Here is a 17,841-nt window from a genome sequence, read left to right as displayed (position 1 = left end):
ATAACGTCAAAGGACGGCGTGTGTAATGGCAGGTAAGACGATTATCCACGGCGGAGGCCAGGTAGATGGATATGGACAAACCAATTCGATCGAAGCGGTTCTTACTTCACTCGCAGCTGGCGAAAGGCAGATAGAACTCGATTGCGTCAAGTTAGCCGATGGCTTTGGGTTTGCTCACGATGAGACGGAGCAGAGATTCTATGGGGTTGAAAAAAAATTCGCCTCGATGACTCAGGACGAATTTCAGCGGCTCCGAGTGTTCGAAAAATTTAATCCTGTCACGTTCAGCTTGGTCGAAAGACTTCTAGAAATTCTGCCAGACGCAAAGATAGTCATTGACGCAAAATTCCCGGACGTCCAATTCCCCGACTTCTTGCATTTCCTGGCAAACAAGCACGGTTCTCTTCTGAAAAGGCTATACTATCAAGTCTACCGGCATGAATGGATTGACGTGTGTCGCCCGTTTGCGATCCGAAAAGTTGTGGTCGCTTTATGGAAGCACTACGACTCGGATCCCTGCTCAGACGAGGCCTATGACTTCGCTCGTTACGCGACCTCAGAGTTGGACCCGCTGGGCATAAGTGTCAGGTGGAGAACTCCCGGCATGCAAGTAGAGAACCTTCACCGGGATGGCATGAAGCGCCTGACGAATTTGGCCGACGTCTACTTTCATGGCCAGGACATTTCCCTGAGCCGTGAGAAAGAACTGCTGGATGCTGGAGTCAATTTCTTCAGTTCATATTCACTGGGCAGTTTACCGGATGGGTTTGATGCGAGCTCATATAAAAAAAGATATGCTGACCTGGCGCAGATGAGCGACTTGCGTGCGGCTTGCCACTACCTGGAATTTGGCGTTCGAGAGGGTCGATTAATTTAAGTCATCCCAGGGTCATGGGAGGCCTGGCCTGTTGAGAATTGACGGCAGGCGCCCGCGACGCCCCTGCAACACCCCCCGCGCCGATACATCAAGCCGATGTTGCAGAGCGCCGTGACCATCGCGCAGAGCCGCGTTGGGGAATAGCCGCACACTTCGACAAGATTCCCGTGCAACACCCTCGCCTCTTGCGGTGCTCGACGCAACTCCAGGCGATCTGCAGGCCATCCATTTTGGACATGACGACAACCGTACTTCTTTCCTGGCCCCAGGGAACATTTCACGCGCCGTTCGCTTTTTCTCTTGTAACGAGGGAGAATCCCATGGCGATGGAAGAAACTACCGGCTTCTTGATCGGCAGTGATAAAGTCCAGGGAACAGTTGTTTATGGTGCCAACGATGAAAAAATCGGCTCAATCGAACGCATCATGATTGAAAAAATCAACGGGCAGGTTTCCTACGCCGTGCTGAGTTTCGGTGGATTTCTTGGCATCGGTAACGAATATTACCCGCTGCCCTGGAATTCCCTGATGTACGACACCGGTCTTGGCGGCTATCGGATCGACGTAACCGCGGATCAGCTGAAGAGTGCCCCGAAGTATAAAACCGATAGCAGCTGGAACTGGTCAGATCCCGCCCGTAGCAAAGAGATCGACGACTACTGGTGATATCTGAAGCCGCGACCGAGCATCGCCGGCAGCGGCTGACGCGAGCTTACTGATTATGTCCCGCAGAAGGTTTGCAGGACTTCTTCTCCCGGTGCCGGCGGCTTCCCATAGTGCGCATACTCCGGCTGGTCATCGTAGGGATGCGCCAGCACCTCGACGAGTTCGTGAAATTTATCGAAGTGTCCCGCTTCGGCCTCTTGGATAGCCGCCGCTATGCGGTGATTGCGCGGGATAAACATGGGGTTGGCTGCCCGCATGGCGGTCCGGCGGGCCTCGGCGGGTCGCTCTTCGAGCGACAGGCGTTCGCGCCAGCGTGTGGCCCATTCGTCGAAGGCGGGAGGGTTTGCGAAAAGCGTGCGCACGCCTGCATTGCCCTTTGTATCTGCTGCGGCCTCGCACATGGCGCGGAAGGTCAATGTGAAATCCGCCTGATTCTCAGCCATCAATGCCAGAAGATCGGACCCGAGTTCGCGATCGCCTTCGATCTCGCTCGCAAGACCGAGCTTCTGCCGCAGGCCGGTAAGGTATGCTTGGTTGAAATGATCATTGAAGAGCCTGATCGATGCGTTCGCGGCTTCAATCGCCTTGTCTGCGCCGTCCGCCATCAGCGGCAGCAGTGTCTCGGCGAACCGGGTCAAATTCCATTTGATGACAGCGGGCTGATTGGCGAACGCATAACGTCCAAACTGGTCTATCGAACTGAAGACCTTGTCCGGATGGTAGACGTCCATGAAGGCGCAGGGGCCGTAGTCGATCGTCTCGCCCGCGATCGCAGTGTTGTCGGTGTTCAGGACGCCGTGGATGAAACCTATGAGCATCCATCGGGCTGCCAGCCGGGCCAGGGCCGCGACCACCGCGTCGTAGAAGGCGCGATATGGATCTTCAGCCGAGCGCGCTTCCGGATAGTGTCGCTCGATGGCGTAGTCCGCAAGAACACGAAGATTTTCGACGTCGCCCCGTGCAGCAAAATACTGAAACGTGCCGACGCGCAGATGGCTCGATGCAATGCGGGTGAGGACACCGCCCGGCAGCACGCGTTCGCGCATGACGCTTTCGCCGGTCAGCACCGCAGCCAGGGAGCGCGTCGTCGGAATGCCGAGCGCGGCCATGGCCTCGCTGACAATGTATTCGCGGATGACAGGACCCACCGCGGCGCGGCCATCGCCGCCTCTTGAGAAGCGGGTCCGGCCAGAACCTTTGAGCTGAAGGTCATAGCGTTTTCCCGCAACGTCGACGACTTCACCGAGCAGGATAGCGCGCCCGTCGCCGAGCTGCGGTACAAAGTCCCCGAACTGATGTCCGGCGTAAGCTTGCGCGATCGGCTCGGAACCGGATGCGATGACGTTGCCGGAAAGAATGGCAACTCCCTCAGGGCTTTTGAGGAACTGAGGATCAATGCGCAGCTGCCGGGCGAGCGCGTCATTCACGCGCACGAGTGTGGGCGCTGGCGCCGTCGCCGGTTTCACGCGCTGATAAAATGCTTCCGGCAGCCGGGTATAGGTGTTGTCGAACGGGATGGGTGCTGCCGGATTTACGGAGGTGGAACGGGCAATTTCTGTTAAGGAGGTCATGGCCTTTAAGTCGTTCCTTGGCCGCGAAAAGCAAGGGCTGAGAGGCTTGCGGTTTAACAGGTCGTAACGGAAGTCACGCCCTTATACAGCAATCATGTCGATATGCAGGTCGGGAATGAAGACGTCCCGCACTTTGCGCAAGCCTGCGGTCTCGCGCAGATCGGGTGCCAGCGAGCCGAGAGAAACGTGCGGTGCGCTTTAGACAGAGTCCTGATCTGGAAACCGGACGTATGCGGTCGCGTTAGCCACGGGTGGATGACTCGGCACGGCCGGATCGGCCATGTGCGACAAGTACGAAGAACTCGAGTGGAAATTCCAGAAATTTCGTCGCCTCATTGCCCAGCTATTGGACGAGCAGAACCAAAGCGGAGGAACGACATATCGCGGTTCTCGCTGGAACTGACGCGAGCGTTATGGCAGCTCTAAATGATGCTGCCTTGCGAATCCGATCAGACCGCCAACGAAGGCGCTCATGGCAGAATAGATTCTAAGGGCGGCAGCGGACCGCGTTCATCGGGGGCTGAATCGAGCGACATCGCCGTCAACGCAGCCCGTTTGGAAACACTGATTGCGTCCGGCGAATTGCCCGGGCAGCGATAGAAAACCCCGCCGGGTCTGACGGGCTTCGAAGCTGAGCGATAACTAACCAGCAAACTCAGGATGGTAGTATGACCTCGGATTTCTAACGCAGGTTCCGCTAACTCCTGATGCTGTTGTTCTGCATTGCTGAAAGCTCGAGAACATACAACTACCCGGGTAGCCCCAAAGTCCGCCCTGTAGGCAGTAGGCATCATATTGAGTGAATAACGTTGCAGGCCGAGCTGACGCCGACGCGCCGAAGCCCACTAATGTTCCTATTGTCAGAATTGTTGCGAGAGTGGTTTTCACGTCACCCCTCCTATAAAACCGATATCAAATGTTATTAAAATATCGTAAAAAAAATAATTCTACAAATAATACAAAAGTATTATTTTACTCGTGCCGGACGGCATCGCGTGTCCCTCGTTGAACCGTGGCGGATGCAGTCGGGTGCGAACGGATCTCCGCCGCGATTTCCCGATTAACAGGGAGTACGGGGGAACACGGTTCCTCGCCACGGAGCGCTTTGAACGAAGCTCAACCCGCCCGACAGCTCAAATCAATTATCACGTCGGTGGTATATCCGGCATTCACATTGGGACAAGAACCCTCTGTTCTGGGAGTTCTCGGGGGTGTGCTAGTGGCACCGCCCAATGGTGCGATGACAGAAAGGAAAAGCGCGAGGAGCCTGTAAATGGTCAGGCTGCGTCGCGGTTGCCGGTTTGATATGGGATCCAGACGTTTCCCAATTACGCCGTCGCGCCCTCCCCTAAATTGAACTCGGAAACTCTCTTCCCAACGCAACAATTCCAGACGCCCCTAAGATCGCTTATTGCATTTCAATATCACCTTTGAAAAGGCCGGGCCGACCAGCATATCGAGCAAAGCGAGATGGGCTGGATTGCTTGTCGTCCGGTCGTGGCCTATCGCAGCGCGTTACTATTCAACCGAGGTCGTGAGCCATGCCGAAGCCGCCAATCCTAGAAGTTGTCGCGGAGACCGGACAAGCCATCGAACCCCCGCCTCCAGAAATCCTGGAACCCGACGCGGATCTCTCGCCGGAGGAGATTGAGCAGGCACGCAGGGACTATTTGCTCACGCGGTTCTGGATCAGCGCCAAAGGATTTTGGGGTGCCAACGGCGGCAAGCTGGCGTGGGTGTTCTCTCTCGGCCTGATCGCCTTGATCATTACAAACGTCGCGTTCCAATACGCCATCAACGTCTGGAATCGCTCGATCTTTGACGCCATCGAGAAGCGTGACTCCGCCACGGTTTTTTATCTAACGGGGGTATTTTTTCCGCTCGCGATCGGCAGCGTGGCGCTCGGCGTTTTTCAGGTGTTCGCACGCATGGGCATCCAGCGCCGCTGGCGCGCGTGGCTGACCGATTCAGTGGTGTCCCGGTGGCTAACCAACGGCCGCTACTATCAACTCAATCTTGTCAGCGGTGACCACCAAAACCCGGAATATCGCATCGCCGAGGATCTGCGGGTCGCCACCGACGCGCCCGTGGATTTCGCCTCCGGCGTGATATCCGCGTTCCTTTCGGCCGCAACCTTTATTGTGGTGCTCTGGACCATTGGTGGCGCACTGACCGTAACGTTCGGCGGATCGACATTCACCGTGCCCGGTTTCCTCGTGGTGGCGGCGGTGATCTATGCCGGAGTGACCAGCAGTTCGATGGCTTACATCGGCCGCCACTTCGTCGCGGTTTCGGAGAGTAAAAACCAGGCCGAAGCCGAATATCGCTACGCATTGACGCGCGTTCGCGAGAACGGCGAAAGCATAGCCCTGTTGGGTGGCGAGGAGGAAGAGCGCAACGGAATCGACAAAACGTTCGCCGGCGTGATCAAGCAATGGGCACTCCTCTGCGGTCAGCACATGCGCACCACCGTCGTATCGCAGGGATCGAGCCTGATCGCTCCGGTCATTCCGCTGTTACTGTGCGCGCCGAAATACCTCGATGGCAGCATGACGTTGGGACATGTGATGCAGGCGGCATCGGCCTTCACCATCGTGCAAAGCGCGTTCGGCTGGCTTGTCGACAATTATCCCCGTCTGGCTGACTGGAATGCCTGCGCGCGGCGGATTGCGTCGCTGATGATGTCAATCGACGGGTTGGACCGCGCCGAGCGTGGCGACGGTGTCGGCCGCATCCAGCGCGGCGAGACCGCGGGCGAAGCGATGCTCAGCCTTAACGACTTGTCCGTGACACTCGACGACGGCACCGCCGTGGTGGGAGAAGCAGAAGTGATCATCGAGGCCGGCGAGCGGGTGCTGGTGGCAGGCGAATCTGGAACCGGAAAAAGCACGCTGGTGCGTGCTATCGCCGGTCTTTGGCCATGGGGTGGCGGCAGCGTCAGCTTCCATACGGACCGCCGGTTGTTCATGCTCCCGCAAAAGCCGTACGTGCCGTTTGGCACGTTACGTCGCGCTGCCGCCTACCCCGCGAGTGCGGAAGACTGGACTCTCGAACAAATTGGCGCTGCTCTGGACAAAGTAGGACTTGCTCACCTCAAGGATCGACTTGAGGAAGAGGCGCCTTGGGACCAGACGCTGTCGGGGGGCGAGAAGCAGCGGCTCGCTTTCGCCAGGCTATTTTTGCATAACCCCGATATTATCGTGCTGGACGAAGCAACATCCGCGCTCGACGCAAAGAGCCAGGACAAGATGATGGACCTTCTCAACAAGGAGCTTCCTAATGCCACCGTCGTCAGCGTGGCGCATCGCGTCGAACTCGAAGCCTTTCATACTCGAAAGATTGTTCTGGAGCGAGGCAAGGGTGGCGCGAAGCTAGTCAGCGATATTGACCTCATTCCGCGCAAGGGAAAACGCCGCCTGCTGGGTCGTTTCCTGCGCCAGCGCCAGGACAAGGCATCTCGTTGAGATGAGCACTGCGATGATAAGCGAGATGTCTCGGCGGCTGCGCCAGGCTGACCACAGCTGCGTGGCGGCGGCCGTCGGCGTTGTGCGCGTCTAACCGGAAGCATCACACACGCCGTCTTTGGCGAATACGCTTGCACCTGATCGAGCCACGCGCGGATCCTGCTAGACCGTGCTGTTCCGTTCGATCGCAAGGTATTCACCCCGCCAATAGGCAAGAGCTGCGTTCCCTTCCGAGGCCGCCAGATGAGCAACGCGGCCCAGCGCGATCACGTGAGAATGTCGCTCGATGAGCTCTTCCACCTCGCAGCCGATCGCAACCAGCGCATCCCTAAGCAGCGGCACGCCGAACGCGCCTATTGTCCACGAACTGCCAGCAAAGCGTTCCGCTCCCTTGCTCCCATCTCCGCCGGTAAATCGGTCGGCAATACCGGCTTGGTCGCCGGACAGGATATTGACGCCAAAAGCGCCGTACCGTCGGATCAACGGCAATGTTGACGCCTTGCGGTTGATGGCAACCGTAAGAATTGGCGGATCGACAGCCAGCGAAGCAACCGACGTCACCGTCATGCCTGAAATATCATCGCCACGCCCGGCCGTGATGACGCTGACCCCGCCACTCAGATGGCGCATGGCGTTCCGGAACTCACCCGATGTGATCCCCTCTCGCAGCGGAACGTCTCGAACGACTAAATTCATGATCGCCTCAATGAAAAACAGTTCACCGCATGCATCAAGCATCGACAGACCGTTCTTCTTTCAACAGCTCCTGCAGGATCGAGCCCTCGAGTGCGGCGAGATCGGCAGAGCCGCGCCGGCGGGGACGCGCGATATCGATCTTGACATCATGAGCGATCCGCCCCTGCTCGATCACCAGCACGCGATCGGCCAGCGCCACCGCCTCAGAGACATCGTGAGTGACGAGAATCGCGGTGAAGGCCTGGTCGTCCCATACCCGCTCAAGCAGGCGCTGCATAGAAATGCGCGTCAAAGCATCGAGCGCGCCGAGCGGCTCATCGAACGCCAGCACGCGCGGGTGACTGACCAGCGCGCGGGCAAGCGCGACACGCTGTTTCTGTCCGCCAGACAAGACATTCGGCCACTGACCACGCTTGTCGCGCAGCCCGACCTCCGTTAATGCCTGCTCGGCGCGAATCTTCGCGTCGTGCGCAGCGCGATCGCGACCCAAGCCAACTTCGACGTTTGCCGCAACCGTCGCCCACGGAAGCAACCGAGGTTCCTGGAACATCACGCGCACATCTTCCGCGCGAGTTTCTTCGCCGAAACTGATGGTGCCTGAGGTCGCCGTCTCGAGTCCTGCGATCAGCCGGAGTAACGTGCTCTTGCCGCATCCGCTGCGACCGACGATAGCGACGAACTGACCCGCCGGGATATGCAGGTCGATTCCGCGCAGCACGTCATTCTCACCAAACGATTTTCGCAAACCCCGAATTGTCAGGGAAAGTCCGCCTGGCCGGAGTTCGGGTTTTGGCTCGAATTTCGGCTCGGATGCGCGACGTGCGATCCGCGCCTGCTCGATGAGTTTGGCCGGCGGCACGAAATCAACGTCAAACGAAAGCACGCGAAGGGATGGTTGCATGGTCACTCTCAATGTTTCTGAAATGCGGGATGCCAGGACAGGGTCAGTTGCTCGAGAAAGCGTGAGGCGCTGTCGGCCAGCTTGCCGAGCAGCGCATAGATCAGGATGCTCAGCACGACGACGTCAATCAGCATAAATTCGCGCGCCTGCATCGCCATGTAGCCAAGCCCAGATGATGCAGCGATGGTCTCCGCCACGATCAGGGTCAGCCACATGATGCCAAGAGCAAACCGCACGCCCACGAAGATCGACGGCAGCGCGCCTGGAAAAATGACGCGGCGGAACAATTCGCCGCTGCTCATGCCGTAGATGCGTCCCATCTCGATCAGCTGAGGGTCGACGGTGCGGATGCCGTGCAACGTGTTCAGGTAGACTGGAAAGAATACGCCGAGCGCCACCAGAAACAGCTTTGCTGACTCGTCGATGCCAAACCACAGGATGACGAGCGGGATCAGCGCCAGGTGCGGCACGTTGCGGATCATCTGCAAGGTTGTGTCGGTCACCTTGTCGCTGAGTTGTGATAGCCCGTTGGCAAGCCCAAACGCAAAGCCGATGCCGCCGCCGATCAGGAAGCCGATGGTCGCACGCCAGAAGCTGACCCAGATGTTGCGACCCAGTTCCCCCGACTGCAGCGACTTCCAGCCCGCCAGCGCGACGTCAGTCGGTGCCGGAAGCACGCGCGCCGGCACATAGCCCGTGCTGCAGGCAACCTGCCAGACCAGCAGGATGGCAGCCGGCAGAATCCACTGAATGAAGCCATCAAGACGCGGCAACCGCCACTTATGGTCGCCCGAAAGCGTCTCTGCTATGTTCACGAGGGTACGACCTCCCGCTGCAACGGCCGAACATTGATGGGACGGCTTTCATTGGCGATCGTCTCGCCGAACGGCCCGGTATTGAGCCGGATGGACTTGACGTTATCGCGCGCCGGCGGTGACAACAGCGGAAATACCAATTCGGCAAACCGGTAGGCTTCTTCAAGATGGGGGTAGCCGGACAGGATGAACGTATCGATGCCGACGTCCTGGTATTCCCTGATCCGCGCGGCGACCGTATCGGGATCGCCGACCAGTGCTGTCCCCGCTCCGCCGCGAACCAGACCGACGCCTGCCCACAGGTTGGGGCTGATCTCGAGCTTGTCCCGCCGACCACCGTGCAACTGCGCCATGCGCTGCTGACCGACGGAGTCCATTCGCGAGAAAATCTTCTGGGCAGCGGCGATCGTGTCGTCTGTGACGTGCGAAATCAGTTCATCCGCAGCCCTCCATGCCTCGGCATTGGTCTCTCGCACAATGACGTGCAGCCGGATTCCATAACTGAGCTGTCGTCCTCGCGTCGCCGCCACCGCTCGGACGCGATTGACCTTGTCAGCGACCTGGGCCGGCGGCTCGCCCCAGGTCAGGTACTTGTCGACGGTATCGACCGCGACATCTATCCCCGCATCCGACGACCCGCCAAAATAAAGCGGTGGACGCGGCTGCTGCACCGGCGGAAACAGCAGGCGACCATCCTCGATGCGAATATGCTTGCCCTCGACGTTGACGGTCTCGCCCGCCAACAGCGCGCGATAGACATTCAGAAATTCACGGGTCACGACATAGCGCTCGTCGTGATCGAGATGGATGCCATCGCCCTTGTTTTCGACCGGATCGCCGCCGGTCACGACGTTGATCAGCAGCCGGCCGTTGGACACACGATCCAGCGTCGCCGTCATCCGCGCCGCAACGGTCGGCGATTGCAGACCGGGCCGCACCGCCACCAGATAACGCAGGCGCTCTGTCCACGGCGCCACCGCAGAGGCCGTCACCCACGAATCCTCGCAGCTCCGGCCCGTCGGCAGCAGCACGCCGTAATAGCCGAGTTGATCGGCGGCCTGCGCGATCTGGCGAAGATAATTGAAGTTCACCTCGCGGCCGCCGGTTGTGGTGCCGAGATAGCGGCCATCACCGTGAGTCGGCAAAAACCACAGCAGGTTGGCTCTCGCAGCGGGAGCAATGCTCATGATCCCGCCTTCCTGACGATCGAAGAGACGACCAGGGGTTTCGGCAGAAGGCCCAATGCGTAGAAGGAATCGGCGATACTTTGCTGCGCGGCGACCACCTTGTCATCGAGTGGCCGGACTCCATAAGTCTGACGTTTGAGCGCGATCTCCAGCACAGGAGCCGGAATACCGATGCCGGCACTGAGTTCCTCGGCGACCGCCTTTTCCTTGCCATCGGCCCACCGGTCAATATCGGCGATCGCGGCAATCACCGCGTCTACAATCTCCGGATGAGCCGTGGTGAATTTCTGGTTGGCGAGATAGAACTGGTGATTGGGCGCAAGACCCGTCCCATCAGCGATGGTGCGGGCGCCCGTCGCGACTTCCGCGGAAGCTTGATACGGATCCCAAATCACCCAGGCATCAACGGAGCCACTGCGCGCCGGCGGCCTGACCGAAGATCGGTGGCGATTCACCCGCGTGCCCGAAGTCGATGGCGTTCACGTTCAATGCTTCGAGCAGCGGCGGGCCGGACGGAAACTCTTTCCATTCGACCTTGAAGCCGAGGGGAGCAAGCTTCTTCTCGAGGGTCCCCTTGCCCTTGAGCAGGATGATGTTTCCGTATTTCTGGTAGCCGACACGGACGACTTTATCCTGAGCGTAGGATATTCCTACGGATGCCGCGACGACGCTTATCGACAAGATGGCAGCCGCCATCAATCGTTCAAACGAACGCATGTTCAATTCTCCGCTCTTGTTGTGATGGTTTGGGAACGTCAGATCTGCGTGCGTCACCAAAGATATCGCGGGCGGCGACCCTTTGCGCGATCAAGCCAAGCTATGAACCCTGTCGACAACACCGTGTTGCGTTACGCGCGATAGCAGACGCCAAATTTCGTTCGGTTCTGACTGGGCTCGCGTCGCGATGTCGACGACCCCTTCGGCTATCAAAGTCGCTGCGCTGCATTCAACTCTCCTGCCGTTTTGTCGACTACAGACTCTGGATCGGTCGAGTCGTGTTGACAGGATGATGTGTAGCAAACAGACGAATGTCGATACGTGAGAAAAAATAACAACGCTCCCGCTGTTATTACGCGATGCGCGTCACGTTTGTTTTTGGCTGACAAGCAGCCACACTCCGTTTTTTCTCTCGGCTTTTTCAGTGAGATTTGTTTTCCAGAAATCTTCGCTACTCAAGCACATCCACGCCTTTGAAGGATAAAGACCATCGGATTTATTCGCTTCGAAGACGATCCCATTCGCAAATCAATCCTCGACGTGACCAAAATGTTGGATCGATCAAGCTCGCGAGAATGTTGTTCCTGGCGGAACTGAGATGGCGCAAGGGTGGGGTTCGGTCGTGTCACAACGATGCTCACGATGTCAGAGCCACTTTCGCGTGTCAGGAGAAGAGAATACGAATGCGACGTGAGCCCTGATCTCAATCAATGGATGTCTGCTTGGGCCACAATGCCGCGAACGCGCTCCGAGTTAGTCGGCCTACCGGTACGACTACATCCTGAACCGAACTGGAACCACGAGCTGCACGATCTGCTCGTTGAGTTCTGGCGGCGCTGATGGAGCGGCGAGGCACGTTCGATCATCGCGAGAACCTCATCATCGAGTTCGGGCCAGCCGGACGAACGAACCAGATAATAGGTGAGCACGCGACCACCACGATCCATCTCGAAGCTCAACAGCGCGGTGCCTTCGACACGCTGCGCGCGAGCCGCATTCGGATAGCGCTTGTAGCGATCGAGATGGGACAGCAGCCTGCTTTTCCAGGCGGACGGAACACTGGAATTGGTTGCGTTTGCACCATCACCTCCCGTAAGCCCATCTCCCGGATTGGATAAAGCGACTGGATTTGGTGCAGACGCGATTACGACCGGCGCACCTTGGCGCTTCGCTGAGGTCGTCGGGCGTTCAGTGACCGGCCCCCACGGAGTGGTCCGATTGGAATGTTAGTTTAGGAGTTGCATTTTGACTATCTCCTTTGATGCTGGCCAGACGAGGGCCTCGGGTGCCGGTGGTTGATATCCCAGCGATGAGTGTGGACGCACCGTGTTGTAGTGACGTCGCCAGTTTTCGATCACGATCTGGGCTTCCTTCAACGTGTAGAAGATCTCTCCGTTGAGCAGTTCATCGCGCAGCTTGCTGTTGAAGCTTTCGCAATAGCCATTCTCCCATGGACTGCCAGGTTCGATGTAAGCGGTCTTGGCTCCGACGGTGGCGATCCAATCCCGGAGCGCCTCGGCGACGAACTCAGGGCCGTTGTCTGAACGTATGTGCGCAGGGATGCCCCGCGAGACGAACAGCTCGCAGAGTGCTTCGATGACATCGGTCGCCTTGAGCTTCCGTGCGACACGGATGGCCAAGCTCTCACGGCTGAACTCGTCGATGATGCACAACATCCGGAACGCCTTGCCATCGTGGGTGCGGTCAGCAACGAAGTCATAGGACCAGACATGGTTGGGCCGCTCCGGCCGCAGACGGATGCACGAGCCGTCGTTGAGCCACAGACGCCCGCGTTTAGGCTGTTTTGCAGGGACCTTCAGCCCCTCACAGCGCCAGATCCGCTCAACACGCTTCTTGTTCACCCTCCAGCCGGCTCGGCGAAGCAACGCCGTAATCCGGCGATATCCGTAGCGGCCATATTGGCGGGCAAGCTCGATGATGTCGGCAGTCAAAGCCGCCTCGTCATCGGGTGTCGTGGGGATCTTGCGCTGCGTCGATCGGTGTTGACCTAATGCCCGGCACGCCCGTCTCTCGGAGATGCCAAGCTCGGCTCTTACATGATCGACGCACGCACGGCGTCGGGAGGGGCTTAGATGGGGTATTCGGGGGTTTCCCTCGCCAAGGCGTCCGTTGCGAGGCGAGATTGAAGCTCCAGATATTCAACATCGAAGGAGCCCGTCATGTCACTGTTTGCTGGCCTCGATATCTCCGTGAAGACGACCGCTATTTGCGTCCTGGACGCGAACGGGCGAGTCCTTCTCGAGACGATGGTTGATAGTGCACCAGAGGCAATAGCCGGTCGCTTGCACGAGTTCGGTCAGCCTTTCGAGCGGATCGGATTGGAAGCAGGACCATTATCCCAGTGGATCTATGCCGGTCTCGTCGACGTTGGCCTTGCGGCGATCTGTGTCGAGACCCGGCATATGCATGCAGCGCTCTCGGCACGCATCAACAAAACCGACCGGAACGACGCCCGCGGGATCGCCCAGATGATGCGGGTCGGGCTGTTCAAGGCAGTCCACGTCAAAACTCCCGCCAGCCAACATCGAAGACTTCTGCTGACCTCTCGCAAATTACTGCAGCGGAAGATTTATGACATCGAGAATGACCTGCGGGGCTCGCTGCGTAATTTCGGACTCAAGGTGGGTGTGGTTGGCAAAATCAAATTTGAGGACCGTATCCGTGAGCTCGTTGCAGATCATTCGTTCGTTGCTGCCATCGCCGCTTCGTTGTTAGAGGCACGAGCAGCTCTACGAGCTCAGTTTGCTAAACTTCACCGCATGCTGCTTGATCTGGTGCAGGTCGATCCGGTCTGTCGCCGCCTGATGTCCGCGCCAGGGGTCGGACCGATCGTCGCTCTCACGTTCCGAACGTGCGTCGACAATCCCGCGCGATTCTCAAGATCCAAGTGCGTGGGTGCTCACTACGGACTTACGCCGCGCATTTATCAGTCCGGCGAGATCTCCAGGACGGGTCGCATCTCCCGATCTGGGGATGTGATGCTTCGATCCAGCCTTTATGAAGCAGCTCTCGTCGTATTAACTGGCCCAGGTCGCTGGAACCCGCTCAAGGCCTGGGGCATTGCAGTGGCGCGCCGGCGCGGAATGCAAAAGGCGATGGTCGCAGTTGCACGCAAGCTCGCGGTCATACTTCACCGGATGTGGAGGGATGATACCGACTTCCGCTGGAGCGCAGCTACAACCTAATCACAGAGGAAAACGACAACCGATTCAACTTCCTCCATGCTGGAGGAGGCGTCCCGCGAGGACGACGGGATTGGGTGAGACCGAGGAAACTCGTGCGGCGCACTTACGACCGCGCGGCTTAGATGGCTCCGCCCGTTCCCTCTGATCCCATCATGAGGCTGCAAAATGCTGACCTCGGAGAGAAGCAAGAGCCTCGCAGGATGATCTCTGACATCGTGGACGTGCAAAAAGGAGCTTGCATCATGCGCCCCGAATAGAGAAGAAGTTTCCCTTTGCGGCCTCCGCCAAGATCAGCTTGTCCAGCGTCAGATCCGACACCGCTCGACGGAGCCGGGTGTTCTCGGTCTCCAGCTCCTTCAGCCGCTTCACCTGGTCGCCCTTCAAGCCACCAAACTCCTTGCGCCACCGGTAATACGTGAACTGCGTCACGCCTATCGCTCGGACTGCGTCTGCCACCTGACGACCCTGGGCCATCAGCACATCAACCTGCCGCAGCTTCGCAACGATCTCTTCAGCCGTATGCCTCTTCCTTGCCATCGATCTTATCCTCCATCCGAAAAACATACTTCAGGGAGGACCACTTCAAAGGGGGCAGATCAGTGCCGCCGGATTAGTCATGAAGCTGGCAATGATTGTTGCGGACCTTCACCTGTACAGACTCTAGTGCCGCCGATCAGCCGCGCTCCGTCGCTGTGCTTTGACTAGTCGCGAGCGACGCCATGGGCTGCTGCGCAGCGCCTATATGATGACGACCAGCGCACACGCCTGACCCTTCTGGCAGGCGCCGGCCGAGAACGGCTGCTGCCCATCGTCGAGGCGTATAGCCAACCAATTGATCTATAAAACCGATTTATATAGTCATAATAATCTGCTGTATTGCTCTATAGGCAAATCTCTCCGGATACGCTTCATGACACTGGAACAATTGCGCATCTTCATTGCGGTCGCGGAAAAGCAACACGTCACGCAAGCCGCAGGCGAGTTGAATTTGACGCAATCGGCAACAAGCGCCGCCATTGCGTCGCTCGAAACGCGTCATGGCATAAAGCTGTTCGATCGGGTCGGACGTGGCATCGTGCTGACACAAACAGGGCGCGATTTCCTTTACGAAGCGCGTGGCGTCGTGGCCCGCGCCAAAGCGGCGGAACAAGTGCTGAATGATCTGGCCGGTCTAAAACGTGGATCGTTGACAATCGCGGCCAGCCAGACGGTAGCGAATTACTGGTTGCCCGCGCGCATCCAACAATTTCAAACGGCCCATCCTGGCATCGACCTTCAAATTACGATCGCGAACACGGAACAGGTGGCTCAAGCCGTCCATGACGGCGTTGCAGACTTCGGGTTTGTCGAAGGCGAGACGAGCGACCCTTTGCTGGCCGTTCGGAAAATTCAGGGAGACTCGTTGATCGTCGTGGTCGGTATGAAGCATCCCTGGGCGGGTCAGACCAGGATTGCGCCGAAAAGCCTGACAGCTACGGGCTGGATCTTGCGGGAGCCCGGCTCCGGCACCCGATCGATGTTCGAGGCTACGCTTAAAAAATTTGGGCTAAAGATCTCGGACCTTACAATCAGGCTCGAGCTGCCGGCGAACGAGGCCGTGCGCGTGGCCGTCGAGTCGGGCGATTGCGCGACCGCGATATCGGATCTCGTTGTGGCACAATCGCTGGCAGCCAGAACGCTTCATCGCGTCAAGATCGAACTCCCGCGACGCTCCTTCTTTGTTTTGCGACACAAGGAACGTTATGCCAGTCAGGCACAGAAAGCGTTGCTCGCATCGTTCCAGATCTGAGATCGCCATTATCCTGACTTGCTACTACACGCCGGATTCGCGCATCGCACGTTATGGAACGTCTGCTTTGCGGCGATTGTGTTGAAAACGTCGAAAATCCCTCTGCCGCCGCGCTAGCTGCGCAGCCCCGGCGCTTCCTGGCCGGTGCGCGCGACGTATTCGGTGTAGCCGCCGCCATACTGGTGGATGCCCTCGGGCGTCAGCTCCAACACGCGATTGGAGAGGACGTTGAGGAAATGTCGGTCGTGCGAGACGAACAGCATGGTGCCCTCGAAATCCGAGAGTGCCGTGATCAGCATCTCCTTGGTCGCAAGATCGAGATGGTTGGTCGGCTCGTCTAGCACCAGGAAATTCGGCGGATCGAACAGCATCTTCGCCATCCCCAGCCGCGCCTTCTCTCCGCCCGACAACACCCGGCACCGCTTCTCAACGTCGTCGCCGGAAAAGCCAAAGCAGCCGGCGAGTGCGCGCAGGTTACCCTGCCCCGCGGTCGGAAACGCGTCTTCCAGCGACTGGAACACCGTGTGGTCGCCGTCGAGCAGATCCATGGCGTGCTGGGCAAAATAGCCCATCTTGACGCTGCCCCCGACCGCCACCGTGCCCGCGTCGGGCTCGCTCGCACCGGCCACCAGCTTGAGCAGCGTCGACTTGCCGGCGCCGTTGATGCCCATCACGCACCAGCGCTCGCGCCGGCGGATCATGAAATCGAACCCGCCATAGATCCGCTTGCTGCCATACCCCTTGTGGATGTTCTTCAAGGCGACGACATCCTCGCCGGAGCGCGGTGCCGGCGGAAAATCGAAGGCGACCGTCTGGCGGCGCCGCGGCGGCTCCACCCGCTCGATCTTGTCGAGCTTCTTCACCCGGCTCTGGACCTGCGCCGCGTGCGAGGCACGCGCCTTGAAACGCTCGATGAACTTGATCTCCTTGGCAAGCATCGCCTGCTGGCGCTCGAACTGAGCCTGCTGCTGCTTCTCGTTCAGCGCCCGCTGCTGCTCATAGAACTCGTAGTTGCCGGAATAGGTGGTCAGCGAGCCAGAGTCGATCTCGATGACCTTGGCGATCACGCGGTTGATGAACTCGCGATCGTGCGAGGTCATCAGCAGCGTGCCTTCATAACCCCGAAGGAAATGTTCGAGCCAGATCAGGCTTTCGAGATCGAGATGGTTGCTCGGCTCGTCGAGCAGCATGACATCGGGGCGCATCAGGAGGATACGCGCCAGCGCCACGCGCATTTTCCATCCGCCAGAGAGCGCGCCGACGTCGCCCTCCATCATCTCCTGGCTAAACCCGAGACCTGACAGTGCCTCGCGCGCCCGGCCATCGAGCGCATAGCCGTCAAGCTCCTCGAAACGATGCTGCACCTCGCCGTAGCGCGCGATGATTTCCTCCATCTCGTCGGCGCGATCCGGGTCGGCCATCGCAGCCTCGAGTTCGCGGAGTTCGGCGGCGACCACACTGACGGGTCCCGCTCCATCCATCACCTCCGCCACGGCATTGCGACCGGACATCTCGCCGACGTCCTGGCTGAAATAGCCGATGGTGATGCCGCGATCGATCGAGACCTGCCCTTCGTCGGGCAGTTCCTGGCCTGTGATCATCCGGAACAGCGTGGTCTTGCCGGCCCCGTTCGGACCGACGAGGCCGATTTTCTCACCCTTGTTGAGCGCAGCGGACGCTTCAATGAAAAGGATCTGGTGGCCGGCTTGCTTGCTGACGTTATCGAGACGGATCATGCGATTATTTTGGGGGAAAGAACGGTTGCGGTCTCTTAGTCCATGTGGCCGGCAAGTGGAAGCCCCCTGCGGAACCTGGGTTCATCCGGCCTGACAAATCGCTGGCAAGATCGACCCAGCGCACTTGAGAGCTAATACAAGTGGCGGCAATGTCCGCTGCAGGGGGCAATCTCGGAAATGCCGAGTCCGGTTTTGCCGGTTGAAGGCACCCGCTTGA

The 17,841-nt window shown here is 58.8% G+C and carries 13 protein-coding genes and 3 pseudogenes; 5 read left to right on the top strand and 11 right to left on the bottom strand.

All coding sequences use genetic code 11. The features are described from left to right. Positions 1-25 precede the first annotated feature (25 nt). Complete coding sequence (locus tag ACSZOQ_RS03380; RefSeq protein ID WP_439924618.1) at positions 26-877, top strand: hypothetical protein; 852 nt, start codon at positions 26-28, stop codon at positions 875-877. A gap of 320 nt (positions 878-1,197) precedes the next feature. Then, complete coding sequence (locus ACSZOQ_RS03375) at positions 1,198-1,542, top strand: PRC-barrel domain-containing protein (RefSeq protein ID WP_439924617.1); 345 nt, start codon at positions 1,198-1,200, stop codon at positions 1,540-1,542. Between the two features lie 53 nt (positions 1,543-1,595). On the opposite strand, the gene ACSZOQ_RS03370 is transcribed toward ACSZOQ_RS03375, so the two are convergent. Continuing rightward, positions 1,596-3,113, bottom strand: coding sequence for a protein adenylyltransferase SelO (locus ACSZOQ_RS03370; RefSeq protein ID WP_439924616.1), 1,518 nt, complete (start codon positions 3,111-3,113; stop codon positions 1,596-1,598). A gap of 642 nt (positions 3,114-3,755) precedes the next feature. After that, positions 3,756-3,959 (bottom strand): DUF3551 domain-containing protein, encoded by a 204-nt coding sequence (locus ACSZOQ_RS03365; RefSeq protein WP_439925940.1) that lies wholly within the window; start codon positions 3,957-3,959, stop codon positions 3,756-3,758. 695 nt (positions 3,960-4,654) lie between these two features. Between ACSZOQ_RS03365 and ACSZOQ_RS03360 the strand changes: the two genes are divergently transcribed. Continuing rightward, entirely contained in the window at positions 4,655-6,577 is a 1,923-nt protein-coding gene (locus tag ACSZOQ_RS03360; protein WP_439924615.1) for an ABC transporter ATP-binding protein/permease, read from the top strand. Between the two features lie 162 nt (positions 6,578-6,739). On the opposite strand, the gene ACSZOQ_RS03355 is transcribed toward ACSZOQ_RS03360, so the two are convergent. The 7 genes and pseudogenes from ACSZOQ_RS03355 to ACSZOQ_RS03325 form a co-directional block, all read right to left on the bottom strand. Then, positions 6,740-7,273, bottom strand: coding sequence for a flavin reductase family protein (locus tag ACSZOQ_RS03355; RefSeq protein WP_439924614.1), 534 nt, complete (start codon positions 7,271-7,273; stop codon positions 6,740-6,742). A gap of 34 nt (positions 7,274-7,307) precedes the next feature. After that, positions 7,308-8,174: an ATP-binding cassette domain-containing protein gene (locus ACSZOQ_RS03350; RefSeq protein ID WP_439924613.1), complete on the bottom strand. Its 867-nt coding sequence runs from the start codon at positions 8,172-8,174 to the stop codon at positions 7,308-7,310. 8 nt (positions 8,175-8,182) lie between these two features. Continuing rightward, complete coding sequence (locus tag ACSZOQ_RS03345) at positions 8,183-8,989, bottom strand: ABC transporter permease subunit (protein WP_439924612.1); 807 nt, start codon at positions 8,987-8,989, stop codon at positions 8,183-8,185. After that, positions 8,986-10,176, bottom strand: coding sequence for an FMNH2-dependent alkanesulfonate monooxygenase (gene ssuD, locus ACSZOQ_RS03340; protein WP_439924611.1), 1,191 nt, complete (start codon positions 10,174-10,176; stop codon positions 8,986-8,988). The genes ACSZOQ_RS03345 and ssuD overlap by 4 nt, the downstream gene beginning before the upstream one ends. Next, positions 10,173-10,893: pseudogene (locus ACSZOQ_RS03335) on the bottom strand (hypothetical protein). The gene ssuD and the pseudogene ACSZOQ_RS03335 overlap by 4 nt, the downstream one beginning before the upstream one ends. Positions 10,894-11,600: 707 nt before the next feature. Continuing rightward, positions 11,601-11,924 (bottom strand): energy transducer TonB, encoded by a 324-nt coding sequence (locus ACSZOQ_RS03330; protein ID WP_439925939.1) that lies wholly within the window; start codon positions 11,922-11,924, stop codon positions 11,601-11,603. Positions 11,925-12,119: 195 nt separating this feature from the next. Further along, positions 12,120-12,986 (bottom strand): annotated as a pseudogene (locus ACSZOQ_RS03325) (IS3 family transposase); the annotation flags it as partial. An 87-nt stretch (positions 12,987-13,073) separates the two neighbouring features. On the opposite strand from ACSZOQ_RS03325, the gene ACSZOQ_RS03320 reads away from it, so the two are divergent. Then, complete coding sequence (locus tag ACSZOQ_RS03320) at positions 13,074-14,099, top strand: IS110 family transposase (protein ID WP_439922717.1); 1,026 nt, start codon at positions 13,074-13,076, stop codon at positions 14,097-14,099. A 255-nt stretch (positions 14,100-14,354) separates the two neighbouring features. On the opposite strand, the pseudogene ACSZOQ_RS03315 reads toward ACSZOQ_RS03320, so the two are convergent. Further along, positions 14,355-14,636 (bottom strand): annotated as a pseudogene (locus ACSZOQ_RS03315) (transposase); the annotation flags it as partial. 373 nt (positions 14,637-15,009) lie between these two features. Here ACSZOQ_RS03315 and ACSZOQ_RS03310 point away from each other — a divergent pair. Further along, positions 15,010-15,888, top strand: a complete 879-nt coding sequence (locus ACSZOQ_RS03310; RefSeq protein ID WP_439925938.1) for a LysR substrate-binding domain-containing protein — start codon at positions 15,010-15,012, stop codon at positions 15,886-15,888. Between the two features lie 113 nt (positions 15,889-16,001). Here ACSZOQ_RS03310 and ACSZOQ_RS03305 read toward each other — a convergent pair whose 3' ends face one another. Further along, positions 16,002-17,624, bottom strand: coding sequence for an ABC-F family ATP-binding cassette domain-containing protein (locus tag ACSZOQ_RS03305; RefSeq protein WP_439924610.1), 1,623 nt, complete (start codon positions 17,622-17,624; stop codon positions 16,002-16,004). Between the last annotated feature and the right edge of the window lie 217 nt (positions 17,625-17,841).

This window comes from Nitrobacter sp. JJSN, from assembly GCF_051912485.1.
In the GTDB taxonomy this organism is placed as follows: Bacteria; Pseudomonadota; Alphaproteobacteria; order Rhizobiales; family Xanthobacteraceae; genus Nitrobacter.
This window is presented reverse-complemented; position numbering and strand designations above follow the sequence as displayed.